Annotated in this window: 11 protein-coding genes; 7 read left to right on the top strand and 4 right to left on the bottom strand. The window is 33.6% G+C overall.

Annotated features, from left to right (window positions below; translation table 11 throughout):
- The 4 genes from ACH2CJ_RS06075 to ACH2CJ_RS06060 form a co-directional block, all read left to right on the top strand.
- The coding region (locus tag ACH2CJ_RS06075) for an MFS transporter (RefSeq protein WP_394991357.1) at nucleotides 1-927 on the top strand (927 nt) is incomplete at its 5' end.
- A 157-nt stretch (nucleotides 928-1084) separates the two neighbouring features.
- A complete protein-coding gene (locus ACH2CJ_RS06070; protein WP_394991356.1) occupies nucleotides 1085-2104 on the top strand; it encodes a sensor histidine kinase in 1020 nt (339 codons plus the stop codon).
- An 86-nt stretch (nucleotides 2105-2190) separates the two neighbouring features.
- Nucleotides 2191-2910, top strand: coding sequence for a LytR/AlgR family response regulator transcription factor (locus tag ACH2CJ_RS06065; RefSeq protein ID WP_394991355.1), 720 nt, complete (start codon nucleotides 2191-2193; stop codon nucleotides 2908-2910).
- Nucleotides 2911-3224: 314 nt separating this feature from the next.
- Nucleotides 3225-4412 carry an aspartate aminotransferase family protein gene (locus ACH2CJ_RS06060; protein ID WP_394991354.1) on the top strand — a complete coding sequence of 396 codons (1188 nt, stop codon included), beginning with the start codon at nucleotides 3225-3227 and terminating at the stop codon, nucleotides 4410-4412.
- 94 nt (nucleotides 4413-4506) lie between these two features.
- On the opposite strand, the gene ACH2CJ_RS06055 is transcribed toward ACH2CJ_RS06060, so the two are convergent.
- The 3 genes from ACH2CJ_RS06055 to ACH2CJ_RS06045 form a co-directional block, all read right to left on the bottom strand.
- Nucleotides 4507-6057, bottom strand: coding sequence for a DUF1501 domain-containing protein (locus ACH2CJ_RS06055; RefSeq protein ID WP_394991353.1), 1551 nt, complete (start codon nucleotides 6055-6057; stop codon nucleotides 4507-4509).
- 73 nt (nucleotides 6058-6130) lie between these two features.
- Entirely contained in the window at nucleotides 6131-7744 is a 1614-nt protein-coding gene (locus tag ACH2CJ_RS06050; RefSeq protein ID WP_394991352.1) for a DUF1800 family protein, read from the bottom strand.
- A gap of 154 nt (nucleotides 7745-7898) precedes the next feature.
- Nucleotides 7899-8570, bottom strand: coding sequence for a DUF2461 domain-containing protein (locus tag ACH2CJ_RS06045; RefSeq protein ID WP_394991351.1), 672 nt, complete (start codon nucleotides 8568-8570; stop codon nucleotides 7899-7901).
- Nucleotides 8571-8627: 57 nt separating this feature from the next.
- Between ACH2CJ_RS06045 and trpS the strand changes: the two genes are divergently transcribed.
- The 3 genes from trpS to ACH2CJ_RS06030 are packed head-to-tail and all read left to right on the top strand — an operon-like array spanning nucleotide 8628 to nucleotide 10623.
- Nucleotides 8628-9602 carry a tryptophan--tRNA ligase gene (gene trpS / locus ACH2CJ_RS06040; protein WP_394991350.1) on the top strand — a complete coding sequence of 325 codons (975 nt, stop codon included), beginning with the start codon at nucleotides 8628-8630 and terminating at the stop codon, nucleotides 9600-9602.
- A complete protein-coding gene (locus ACH2CJ_RS06035) occupies nucleotides 9602-10168 on the top strand; it encodes a phosphatase PAP2 family protein (RefSeq protein WP_394991349.1) in 567 nt (188 codons plus the stop codon). Before trpS ends, ACH2CJ_RS06035 begins: the two co-directional genes overlap by 1 nt.
- Nucleotides 10169-10197: 29 nt before the next feature.
- Nucleotides 10198-10623, top strand: a complete 426-nt coding sequence (locus ACH2CJ_RS06030) for a DUF2147 domain-containing protein (protein ID WP_394991348.1) — start codon at nucleotides 10198-10200, stop codon at nucleotides 10621-10623.
- A gap of 197 nt (nucleotides 10624-10820) precedes the next feature.
- On the opposite strand, the gene ACH2CJ_RS06025 is transcribed toward ACH2CJ_RS06030, so the two are convergent.
- Nucleotides 10821-12079: response regulator (locus tag ACH2CJ_RS06025; protein ID WP_394991347.1), on the bottom strand; the 1259-nt coding region annotated here is incomplete at its 5' end.

The following is a 12079-nucleotide window of genomic DNA, read 5'->3' as shown; positions in this document are numbered from 1 at the left end:
GCAGACAAATTGGACATTAGCCAACGAACAGCTGGTTTTGCGATGCAGTCATTTTTTATTGGTTTAGGGCAAACTTTTGCAAATATCTTGCCTTTTATTTTTAGTAAAATGGGAGTAATTGGCACAACAGAGAGTGGTATTTCATTGACTACTAAATATGCTTTTCAACTCGGTGCTGTTATTTTCTTTTTGTCAGTACTTTATACTTGCTTTACAACAGACGAGTACCCGCCCGAAGATATGGAAGCATTTAAAAGAGAAAAAGAAGAGAATAAAGGAGTTACAGGCTATTTTAAAGAACTTTTTGAGTCGATTGGTAGTATTCCGAAAACAATGAAACAACTGGCTATTGTGCAGATGTTTACTTGGTTTGGACTATTTTGTATGTGGATGTTTTTTGGTTTAATGACATCTTACCATATTTTTGGAGCAACAACTGCCGACTCTCCAGAGTTTCGTGCAGGTGGCGAATGGAACGGTATAAACTTTGCAACTTATTCGGTTGTATGTTTTTTAACAGCATTCTTGATTCCTGTTATAGCAAAGAAAACAAGCCGAAAATTTGTTCATACGATTGCGTTAATCTGTGGCGGAATCGGACTTATTTCTGTATTTTTTATCAATAACCAATACTTGTTATTGCTTTCTATGGTCGGAGTTGGTATTGCTTGGGCATCAATTCTTTCGATGCCTTATGCCATTTTGTCTGGAGCATTGCCGTCTAACAAGATGGGTGTTTATATGGGAATTTTTAATTTTTTTATTGTCATTCCCGAAATTCTTGCCTCTTTGTTTTTAGGAAAAATTGTTAAATCCATATTCGGAGAAGGTTCAATTGAAGCCCCTTTGTATATTGTTGTGGCAGGCGGTGTGAGTTTATTAATAGCGGCTTTTTGTGTGAGATTTGTTGATGATAACAACGGATAAACTATGTTTTTAGTGAATTTTTGGAAGCCTTCGTTTGAAAGCGAAGGCTTTTTTGTCTATAAATAACACCATTAAATCGTTGTTTTATTACCGATTATCTTGTTTATGTTATATTTTAGTGGTTAATTACTATAATTGTGTTTAATTATAAAATGGAATGCTTAAAAACAAATATTTATACATTTTCTTACATGGAATTATTTGGTTAGGTTATACAACGCTACCCTTGTTAAATGTTGAATTAAAAAAAGAATCTACTCAACCAAACATTGACCCATACACAAGCAAAGCCTACTGGTTCTATGTTTCACTTTCGTGTATTACATTATTTTATATTCATTCAAAATACCTATTCCCTAAAGTATTTAAGCAAAAACCAATTAATTATTTTTTATACATGGTTGGTTTGATTTTTTTATTAGTTATGGGAAGATATTATGTCAGAATCACTTTTGTTGAATCTGAACCAAATCAATTATTTTTTGTAAATGTTTTTATTCAATACCTATTTATTTTTGTAATTAGTGCTTCCTATTGTTTCTTTTCAGAATATCAGAAAAACCAGCAAGTACAAAGAGAGAAAGAAAATGAACGCTTAAAATCTGAACTTTCATTCTTGCGTTCGCAAATTTCGCCTCACTTTATGTTCAATTTGATGAATAGTTTGGTGTCATTAAACCGAAAGAAATCTAATTTAGTTGAGCCAGTTTTGTTAAAAATGTCTGACTTGTTGCGTTATATGCTTTATGAAAAAGACGACAAACAAATTTCGCTCGACAATGAAGTGAAATATTTAGAAAATTATATTGACCTTCAAAAAGTTCGTTTTGCCGATTATGTGGATATAGATTTTTTGGTACAAAAACCCTTATTAAGTAAAAATATTGAACCAATGCTTCTGATTCCGTTTGTAGAAAATGCCTTTAAACATGGCGTTGGTTTGGTCGAAAAACCAATCATAAAAATTGAATTGCAGACTACTGTTAATCAATTGATTTTCAAAGTAACAAATAAATTTAGTTCAGATAAACAAGAAGTAAAAGATGGTGCATCTGGCATTGGTTTAGCCAATGTAAAACGAAGATTGGAATTGCTGTACCCTAATCAATATGTTTTAAATGTAGAAGAACAAACCCATTTTTATATTACAGAATTGAAATTAAATTTTAAGCAATAAAAGGCTATTTTTAAACGAATAATCTTCCATTGCAACAAGTATAATAATTACCCCCTATTATTTTATAACGTAAATTTTCAATTAAAATGAGATGTATAGCAGTTGATGATGAGCCGTTGGCGTTAGACCTGCTCGAAGATAATATTCGACAAATTCCGTATTTAGAGTTTGTCGGTCGTTGCCGAAATGCTTTTGAGGCAATGGAATTAATACAAACCGAAAAAATTGAAAATCGAGCGATTGACTTAATTTTTTTGGATATTCAGATGCCAGGTATCACAGGTGTTCAGTTTTTGAAAAGCATGGTGTCAAATCCAATGGTTATTTTTATAACAGCTTATGAGCAGTATGCTTTGGAAGGTTTTGAACTAAATATCATTGATTATTTGCTTAAACCAGTCTCTTTTGAACGTTTTCTGAAAGCAACTAATAAAGCAAACGAACTTTATCAACTAAAAACAAGCACAATTCCTGCAAAGATCAATGTTGAAGAACATTTTTTTGTAAATGCAGAATACTCATTGGTGAAAATCAGATATGCCGATATTTTATATATAGAGGGCTTGAAAGACTACATTAAAATTTATCTTAGCACGCAAAGTCGCCCTGTAATTACACGTATGACTATGAAAAGTATTGAGGAAAAATTTGCCACAATGCCATTTATGCGGATACATAAATCATACATCGTTTCATTGAATAAAATCGAATCAATTCGTAATTTAAAAATAACGATTGGTACGCATTTAATCCCTGTAAGTGAACAGTTTTCAGAAGAATTAATACGACGAATTGGTGGAAAATAGCGAAGGTCGCATAAATTTGGCTTTTTGTCTCATGTATGTTGTACAGTCTAAAATATCAATTATTTTCGTGTAGTAATAGGTAATAATTAAATATTTCAATTCTGGTTGATAGGAAGATAGTGGGTTTAGAAAAATGAAATATCAACAAAATCTCTTTCTCAAAAATTAATGAACAAAATTGTTAGAAGTAGATTTTCAAAGAGAAGTTTAATAGTGGAGTAACTACTCATAAATAATAGGTTAGTACTTAAAACTCGTGGGCTTTGCTTACGAGTTTTTTTTATGCCAATTTTGTAAAAAAATCTAATATTTCAATGACTCAACGCCAACTTTTCTTACAAAATCTCGCCCAGACATCTGATTTTCCTTTAGCTCTTGAAATAGAAAAAGCAGAAGGAATTTATTTGTATGGGAAAGATAGAAAATACATGGATTTAATATCAGGAATTGCAGTAAGCAATGTTGGTCATCGGCATCCAAAAGTGGTTGAAGCAATCAAAAATCAAGTAGATAAATATATGCACTTGATGGTTTATGGCGAATATGTTCAGTCGCCACAATTACAATTGGCAGATGCTTTAGTAAAAACTCTTGCAACATTTCGTACTTCATCAGCATTAAGTTTAGATAATGTTTATTTTACAAATTCTGGCACTGAAGCTGTAGAAGGTGCGATGAAGTTAGTAAAACGCTTCACCAAACGTATCGAAATTATTTCATGTCGAAACTCCTATCATGGTTCTACGCAAGGGGCATTGTCGCTTGGCGAAGAACATTTTAAACGTAATTATCGCCCACTTTTGCCATCAACAAAGAAAATAGAAAGAAATAATTTTGAAGATTTGAATAAAATAACTTTTCGAACAGCCGCCGTTTTTTTTGAACCCATAGGAGGAGAATCTGGCATAAGACCTGCCGAAGAAAATTACCTAAAAGCACTCCAAAAAAGATGTTTTGAAGTCGGTGCTTTATTGGTTTTTGATGAAGTTCAGTCGGGTTTTGGCAGAACGGGTAAATTTTGGGCATTTGAACACTACGGGATTTTACCAGATATTTTACTTTGTGCCAAAGGTATGGGAGGCGGAATGCCCATCGGAGCATTTATTGCTCCGATGGAAATTATGTCCGTTTTTAAAGACAACCCTATTTTAGGGCATATCACTACTTTCGGTGGACATCCAGTAAGTTGTGCAGCATCTTTGGCAACTTTGAATACTATTTTTGATGAAAAAATGTTGGATGATGTAGAAAAAAAGTCAAATTTATTCAAAGAATTATTGGTTCATCCAAAAATCAAAGCGGTTCGGGGCAAAGGCTTAATGTTAGCCGCCGAATTTCAAAGCTTTGATGTCTTAAAACCGATTATTGACAAAGGAATCGAAAGAGGTGTAATTACTGATTGGTTTCTTTATTGTGACAATTCTATGCGTATTTCTCCACCTTTAATTATCACCGAAAATGAAATTAGAGAAGCTTGTGAAGTGATTTTGAGTTGTATTTGAAAGCCAATAGTCTATACCATCTAAACAAAAGCCCCTTTCATGCAAATGAAAGGGGCTGAGATGAGGTCAAAGTTCTTGTTTGCTGTACAAGACTTTATTTAATCATTCTTCTTACCTGTTGAATTGAACCATTTTGCAATCGAGCAAAGTACATTCCGCTATTAAAATCTTTAGTTTCAAGTACTACTTCATGTCTTCCTGCCTCAAGTTCTCCATCAATTGGCGTGGCTACAATTCTGCCAATATTATCAAAAACCTGAATCATGGTATGTCCACCTTTGCTTATAAAAGAAAGTGTGGTTTTATCACTAAACGGATTTGGTGAATTACTAATTAATTCTTCATTCACAATGGGTTCATTTGCGGTAATATTACCACAAGCCTGTACTTGAAGTAAAGGCAATGGTTGGAAGTTTTTCAACAAAACATCATCGATATATGAACTATCTAAGCAAAACCAGTTTTGTAAAATTGAAGCGAAAACCGAACGGAAATCATATTGCATTGTTACGTTATCGTTGGTACTTGGAGCAGCTGCAATGTCGGCGGATGTTCCTAAAACGACCGAATTTACCATATCACCAAACATAAACATTGGAGCCGCTGCACCGTGGTCTGTTCCTCCACTTGCATTTGATTTTACTCGGCGACCAAATTCTGAATAGGTTACACCAACGACTTTTTTAGATACTCCCAAACCAACTAAATCGTCAGAAAAAGCCTTTATCGCATCTGATACTTGTTGCCAAAGATTGGCATGTGTACCAATTGAAGTATCAGTAGTATTGGTTTGATTGCTATGGGTATCAAAGCCACCCATTTGTACAAAATAAACTTTTGTCTTTAAACCTCCACCCACAAGCTGAGCGACAATTTTTAGCTGATTTGCCAAACTTGTATTCGGGTAGGTGGCTTGTTTGGTGACTTTTGCTGCTGCTGTTTTAATTGTTGTGGCATATTGATTAGTTTGGTTGGCAACTTCTCTCAAAAACTTCAATTCTTTGCCTGCTAAGGTATTAGGAGTAGATTCTACTTTGTTTGAAATTAAATTATAGAAACTCGAAGGGTTTGAAATTGCCATCCCCATTGACTGAACCGGTCCTTGGATAGCGGTATTAATAACTGAGCCAATTTGAATTGCTAATGGGTCGGGATACTTTGTATTTGGGTATCCTGTCGGATAATTAGGGTTGTCAATTGCTAAATATCGGCCCGCCCAACCATTATTGACATAAATATTAGAATCAGAAGCTGAATTCCAAATGTCAGTTGCTCTAAAGTGAGAAAAATTTGGGCTTGGATAGCCTACACCTTGAATCAATGCCGCTTTTCCTTCCTTAAACATAGTCTGAAAACCTTTCATGGCGGGGTTTAGTCCAAGTTTATCAGTTTGAGGAATTAGCAGTAGCTTTTCTTGTGCAATTGCAATATTTGTACGTGCATTTTTATATAAGCCATATTTATCAATCGGAATTATGGTATTTAACCCATCATTTCCACCTGAGAGTTGCACCACAACTAAAATGTGGTCATCGCCCAAATTTGCCTCGTCAATATTGCCAAAAGCTTGAAATGATATTCCATTGAGTAATGCAGGCATCACTACGCCTGCAAATGTATTTTGTATAAAGTCTCTACGTTTCATAAAATTAATACTGAATGGTTGATAGATATTTATGTTTTACAAAAAATTAATTTTGTCAATCATAAATTAAAAATTACGCCAACTGATATTCTGGTAATGCAAGCAAGTATTTATACATGTTTCTTAACCTTGTCGTTACCATACTTAAAGTGTTGGCATCGTTAGGTTTCTGAATCATTGTATTCCACAATTCTGTCCAATAAAAATCAGCGGACTGACCACTCAAAAGTATATCTTTTTTTACTTGTTGAATCAGTTCGGTTGAAACAGGTATTTTATATAATATTTCGAGTGACTGAGCAATCAATAGATTTGGGTCATCAGGATTTGCCATTTTCTTGGCAAAGGCCACTACATCAATTTGTATCTTCTTAGTACTTTTGGTATAACCATTTGAAATTAATGTATCGGTATATTGGTTTCGCTTAGGGTAAGTGTCTGAATTTACCCAAATTTCGTAGAAAATAGGTGATTGATAATAAGCGGGCCAGCCTGCAACATTTGGTGGGTCGCCGATATCCTGCTGCATGATTTGTCCTTGACGCGTCATTTCACCAAATAAATTATAATATTCTTGTACAAAGTCAGTTGGAGAAGGGAAGGCAACATTAAACTCTCGTAATGTTCCGACTACCAATTCGAGTGGACTTTTGATGGTTGAGCCGTACACATTCGGGTCAAAGAAATGTTGACTTTTGAAAAGCGTCAAAAGTACAGGTTTGATTTCAAATTTATTATCTCTTAAAATCTTAGCCAAAGGTTCAATAATATCTTTTTCTACGCTTGTGGTAAGGTCATAATAAACAAAAAACTGATAAATTTTTCGACAAATAAACTTACTAACCTCATCTACCGAGAATATCATGGTAAGCATATCATCTAATTCCTTCTCTCCATTTGCTCCAGTTCCACCTTTTATTACTGTATTATTATAAAAAGCTGAAAACTTTTTATCGTTCGTGTCATGATTGTTACTATTAAAAAGATAGGAATTGATAGTGCCATTAATGTTATAGCCAGTTAATACCTTAGCTGCTGCTTTTACATCATCTTCTGTATATTTTGAACCAGCTCCCTTCCCCACAGTAAAAAGTTCTTGTAGCTCACGTCCGTAGTTTTCATCGGGAGCATTTTTAGTGTTGAGTCGTCCATTTAAGTACCTAAGCATCGAAGGGTCAAGTGTAATTTGTTTTACAAAATCCTTAAAATTCCCCGTAGCATATTTACGTAAAACCATATTGTATAAATAGACGTATCGAGCATCATCGACCTCATTTACTTCAGTAGAAAAATGATTATGCCAAAACAAAACCATTTTTTCATGAATGTTTCGTTTTTGAGTAGCCATTTGCATCACCCACCAATATTTATAGGAGGCACGACGTCTACTATTAACTGTACCATCGCCGTAAATGGCATTTACCCAAGTTTCCCCAAACTTAATTCCTTGGGGGTCTTTATAATCGGCAGTATCATAAAAATTTAAGGGCGGGGCAGGAAGTGCTTGCGTTTGGAGTAATTCATCAACTGTTTGACTGAGGGTTTTCTTTTTGAAATAATTAACATCGTCAGGATTTGCTCCAAACATTGTGCGTTTTAATAAGTGGGTGATTTGGTCAGAAGCCCAAACACCATTATACTCATCAATTCCGCCTTGAATTCCAGTAGGAGAGTATCGGTTGCTCATAGAATTAAGATTAGTTTTTTCTTTGACTGATTTTTAAATAGATGGTTTAATCATAATATGATTTAAGAACGATAAACAATGGTATGTAATTGAAATATGCAACATTCCATTTCATTCTCAATCGTAAACAGCTTAATGTTCACAGCAAAACTATTCAATTACGTTCTGTTTCAAAAAATAAATGATTGATATAATCAAGGTATGGTTTTAAAATTTGACAGCCATTAATAATCTCTTGAGCAAAATTCTTGCCTAATACCTCTTCGTCTGAATATCTATGAATAAAGAATAATTGTTTATATTTTAGCAATTCAATTTCTGGATGGTCTATTGCATATCCTTTGGGCATTTTTTTTACTCTTTCACCCGAAATTTCATTATAATATTCTCTAAAATCTTTATTTTCAATGATTCCTTTAATGTGTTGCGGATTATAATCTATCTCTTGTCGAAAACTTGCGAGTTGGCTTGTTGTTGGAGCCCACATTCCACCGCCAAGAAATGTTTCATGGGGTTGAACATGCAAATAAAAATCAACCTTTTCAGAATGCCGTCTACCTTGTCCGAAGGCCGCTGAAATATTTTTTTTATAGGGAGATTTATCTTTAGCAAATCTTACGTCTCGATTTATTCTGAAAATACAATCTTTTACTTTTGTGTTCAGCAAGTTGTCTTGAAATTGTGCAACGCCTGTCAGAACATCCTGACATAATGCTTCAAATTCGACTTTAGTTTTTTCGTAATCGTTGCGGTTAGCGTTAAACCACTCACGATTGTTGTTTTGCGATAGATTTGTTAAAAATTGGAGAGTATGTTGGGTTAGCATTGGTAAAATTGTCTAATTTTGTCGAAAATTACAAATTAAATTGATAATTTAATATTTATGGCAAGAATCTTAACGGGTATACAAGCAAGCGGTCGTCCACATCTAGGAAATATACTTGGAGCAATTTTACCAGCGGTGAAACTTTCTCAAAAACCAGATAATCAATCTTTTCTATTTATTGCAGATTTGCACTCAATGACAACCATCAAAGATGCCAAATTAATGCAAGAAAATACTCGTGCAGTTGCAGCAGCGTGGTTGGCGTGTGGCTTTGATGCTGATAAAAATTATTTTTATCGCCAGTCCCGCTTAGCAGGGTTTCACACCGAATTGATGTGGTATTTGTGCTGCCAAACTCCCTTTCCAATGTTATCAAATGCTCTCTCTTTTAAAGACAAATCAGATAGACTTTCAGATGTAAATGCTGGGCTTTTTACTTATCCAGTTTTGCAAGCGGCCGATATTTTGATGTATCAAGCCAATTTTGTGCCTGTCGGAAAAGACCAAAAGCAGCACCTCGAAATGTCGAAAGACATGGCGGCTTCATTTAATCGCACTTATGGCGAAGTTTTGACCTTGCCCGAACCATTGATTGATGAATCTGTAATGGTTATTCCAGGAACTGACGGCACGAAAATGAGCAAGTCTTATAATAATTATATTGATGTATTTTTGGATGAAAAACCTCTTTTGAAATCCATAAAATCTATCGTTTCAGACAGTACTCCTCTGGAAGCTCCCAAGAACCCTGATACCGATATAACTTTTAAATTATTTTCTTTAGTAGCCAACCAGAATGAAATCGGAGAACTACGTCAAAATTATTTAAGAGGAGGTTTTGGCTACGGACATGCCAAGCAGTTATTGTTTGAAAAACTTTGGACGAAATTTGAAAAAGAGCGTGATATTTTTAATTATTATATGAAAAATGAAGCTGCTTTAGAAGAAAAATTGCAAGAAGGCGAAGCCAAAGCTAAAGATATTGCAGAACAGACAATGAAAGAAGTTAGAAAAGTTTTAGGTTTTGCATAATGATTGAAACAATAAAATACGCCGAATACGAATGGTTTTTATGGCTCAATAGTATTCATTCACCAACTTGGGATGTGATCATGTTTTGGGTCACATATCGTTTCACTTGGATACCTTTGTATGCTTATTTGGTTTATTATCTATTTATAAAATTTAGGGCAAGTTTTTGGCAAAATTTATTTTTCATAACCCTTTCAGTTGGACTTTCTGACAAAATTACTTCGGGTTTTATGAAGCCTTTTTTTCAAAGACTTCGTCCTTGTCACGACCCAGCTATACAAAATATGGTGCATATAGTTGGCAATTGTGGAGGAGAATTTGGCTTTGCTTCAAGCCATGCTGCTAATAGTTTTGCATTGGCTATGTCCTTTTATTTATTAAATGGCAATAAAAAATTGCTTTTTTTTCTATTTCTTTGGGCAATAATCGTTTCATACAGTCGTATTTATGTTGGTGTTCATTTTCTGACTGATATACTTGCTGGGGCATTAGTAGGTATTCTTATTACAACTATTCTATTTATTTTTAAGATTAACCTTAAAAAAAGAGCTTTAAATAAATTCTGACCCTTTAAACTTTATCACCTCAAATAACGATGAAAAAACTTACTTTTATCTTTGCCCTATTGTTTATAGCAAAATTTACTTTTGCTCAAGATATCACCCAAGGAACTTGGTATAACGCAGAAAAAACATCCAAAATTCAATTTTACAAACAAGAGAATAAACTCTTTGGAAAAATTGTTTGGCTGAAAGAGCCATTAGAAAATGGTAAGCCCAAAGTGGATAAGTTAAATTCGGATAGTAAGCTAAAAACCAGACCAATTATGGGTTTAGTGTTTTTAACAAATTTTACAGCCGATGGTGCAAAAGTTTGGGAAGATGGCGAAATTTATGACCCAAATAATGGAAAAACATATTCTTGTAAATTGACAATTACCAGTCCTACAACTATCGATGCAAGAGGTTATATTGGAATATCAATTATCGGTCGAACTACTAAATTTACTAAAGCAGATTAATTGTTAAATTAATGACAACTATTTTTCGAATCTAACAAAACAATTGCCCTATAATAGCAAAGTTTATCTCTTATTGATTTAATGTTGGAGAAGATTGGGCTTCAACTTGAGTAATAATATTTTGCTATTTTAGGGCAAGATTACATAAAATTAAAAAACCGCCCCAAAAATAACTTTGAGACGGTCTCTATATTGCTTTATGCTCTTAAAGCATATTTATTGATTTTTTGAAACAATTCTTTAGGATTAAAAGGCTTCGACACGAAACCATTCATGCCTACATCGTAAACTCTATCTTGAGTATTGAGTACAGATGCTGTAAGGGCAACAATTGGCGTTCTTTTATCGAATTTTCTAATATTTTCAGTAGCTGTATATCCATCCATTTCAGGCATTAAAAGATCCATTAAAACTATTTGATATTTGTTATTTAAAAGTTTTTCAACCGCAATTCGACCGTTTGCTGCGGTATCATAGTTCATTCCCCATTTTTCTAAAAACCTTGTCGCAATTTTTACATTAATAGGATAATCCTCTACCAATAAAACCCTTGTTCCTTTTAAGGTTTGCTCGTCTAAAACTTCTTCTTGGCTTAAAATTTCAGTTTTTTGTGCTCCAATTTCCATATCAATCAAAAAATGAAAATTTGACCCTTTATCTATTTCGCTTTCAACATGAATTGTACTGCCGTGAAGTTCTAAAAGTTTTTTAGTAATTCCAAGACCAAGACCAGTACCCCCAAATCGTCGTGAAATTTCATTGTCTGCTTGTGTGAATTTTTCAAAAATGAAACTAAGACTTTTCTTTGCAATTCCGATACCAGTATCTTTTATAGAAAACTCAATCGTAACATTTTTACTATTTTTTTGATTGAGTACAAGCTCAATAATAACTTCGCCCTCATTAGTAAACTTTACTGCATTGCTTACCAAATTATTTAATATTTGACTTAAACGAAGCGGGTCTCCAACGAGATATTTGGGTATATTTTCATCAAAAATTAAACGAATATTTACTTTCTTTGAAGAGGCATTTACTTGAGCCGATTTCATTATATTAGTAACCAATTCTTTGATATTTAATTCAATATTTTCAAGTTCAACTTTTCCTGCTTCAATTTTATTAAAATCAAGTATATCATTGATTAACACATGAAGATGTTCGGTAGAATATTGTAAGATCTTTAAGTTCTCTGACATTTCAACACTGTGCATATCTTGTTGCATGAGGTAAGTCATCGCAACAATACCATTTAAAGGAGTTCTGATTTCGTGACTCATCATAGAAAGGAATTCCGATTTAGCATTAGAAGCACTATCGGCATCTTCTTTTGCTTTTCTTAACTGAATTTCAATTCCTTTTTGATAAATTAGTAATTTTTTTATAAAAATGGCTAATTCATACAAATTATCTTCATCAAAATCAGGGCATTGATATTTTTTCGGCAAATCAAGTT

The organism is Emticicia sp. (genome assembly GCF_043780375.1).
GTDB lineage: Bacteria > Bacteroidota > Bacteroidia > Cytophagales > Spirosomataceae > Emticicia.
The sequence above is the reverse complement of the archived record's forward strand: the minus strand, read 5'-3'. Positions and strand labels throughout refer to the sequence as shown.

What these genes read in the sequence shown, in the direction of transcription:
- ACH2CJ_RS06070 (WP_394991356.1), top strand. Translation starts at nt 1,085, where the DNA reads ATGCTTAAAAACAAATATTTATACATTTTCTTACATGGAATTATTTGG.
- ACH2CJ_RS06065 (WP_394991355.1), top strand. Translation starts at nt 2,191, where the DNA reads ATGAGATGTATAGCAGTTGATGATGAGCCGTTGGCGTTAGACCTGCTC.
- ACH2CJ_RS06060 (WP_394991354.1), top strand. Translation starts at nt 3,225, where the DNA reads ATGACTCAACGCCAACTTTTCTTACAAAATCTCGCCCAGACATCTGAT.
- ACH2CJ_RS06055 (WP_394991353.1), bottom strand. Translation starts at nt 6,057, where the DNA reads ATGAAACGTAGAGACTTTATACAAAATACATTTGCAGGCGTAGTGATG.
- ACH2CJ_RS06050 (WP_394991352.1), bottom strand. Translation starts at nt 7,744, where the DNA reads ATGAGCAACCGATACTCTCCTACTGGAATTCAAGGCGGAATTGATGAG.
- ACH2CJ_RS06045 (WP_394991351.1), bottom strand. Translation starts at nt 8,570, where the DNA reads ATGCTAACCCAACATACTCTCCAATTTTTAACAAATCTATCGCAAAAC.
- trpS (WP_394991350.1), top strand. Translation starts at nt 8,628, where the DNA reads ATGGCAAGAATCTTAACGGGTATACAAGCAAGCGGTCGTCCACATCTA.
- ACH2CJ_RS06035 (WP_394991349.1), top strand. Translation starts at nt 9,602, where the DNA reads ATGATTGAAACAATAAAATACGCCGAATACGAATGGTTTTTATGGCTC.
- ACH2CJ_RS06030 (WP_394991348.1), top strand. Translation starts at nt 10,198, where the DNA reads ATGAAAAAACTTACTTTTATCTTTGCCCTATTGTTTATAGCAAAATTT.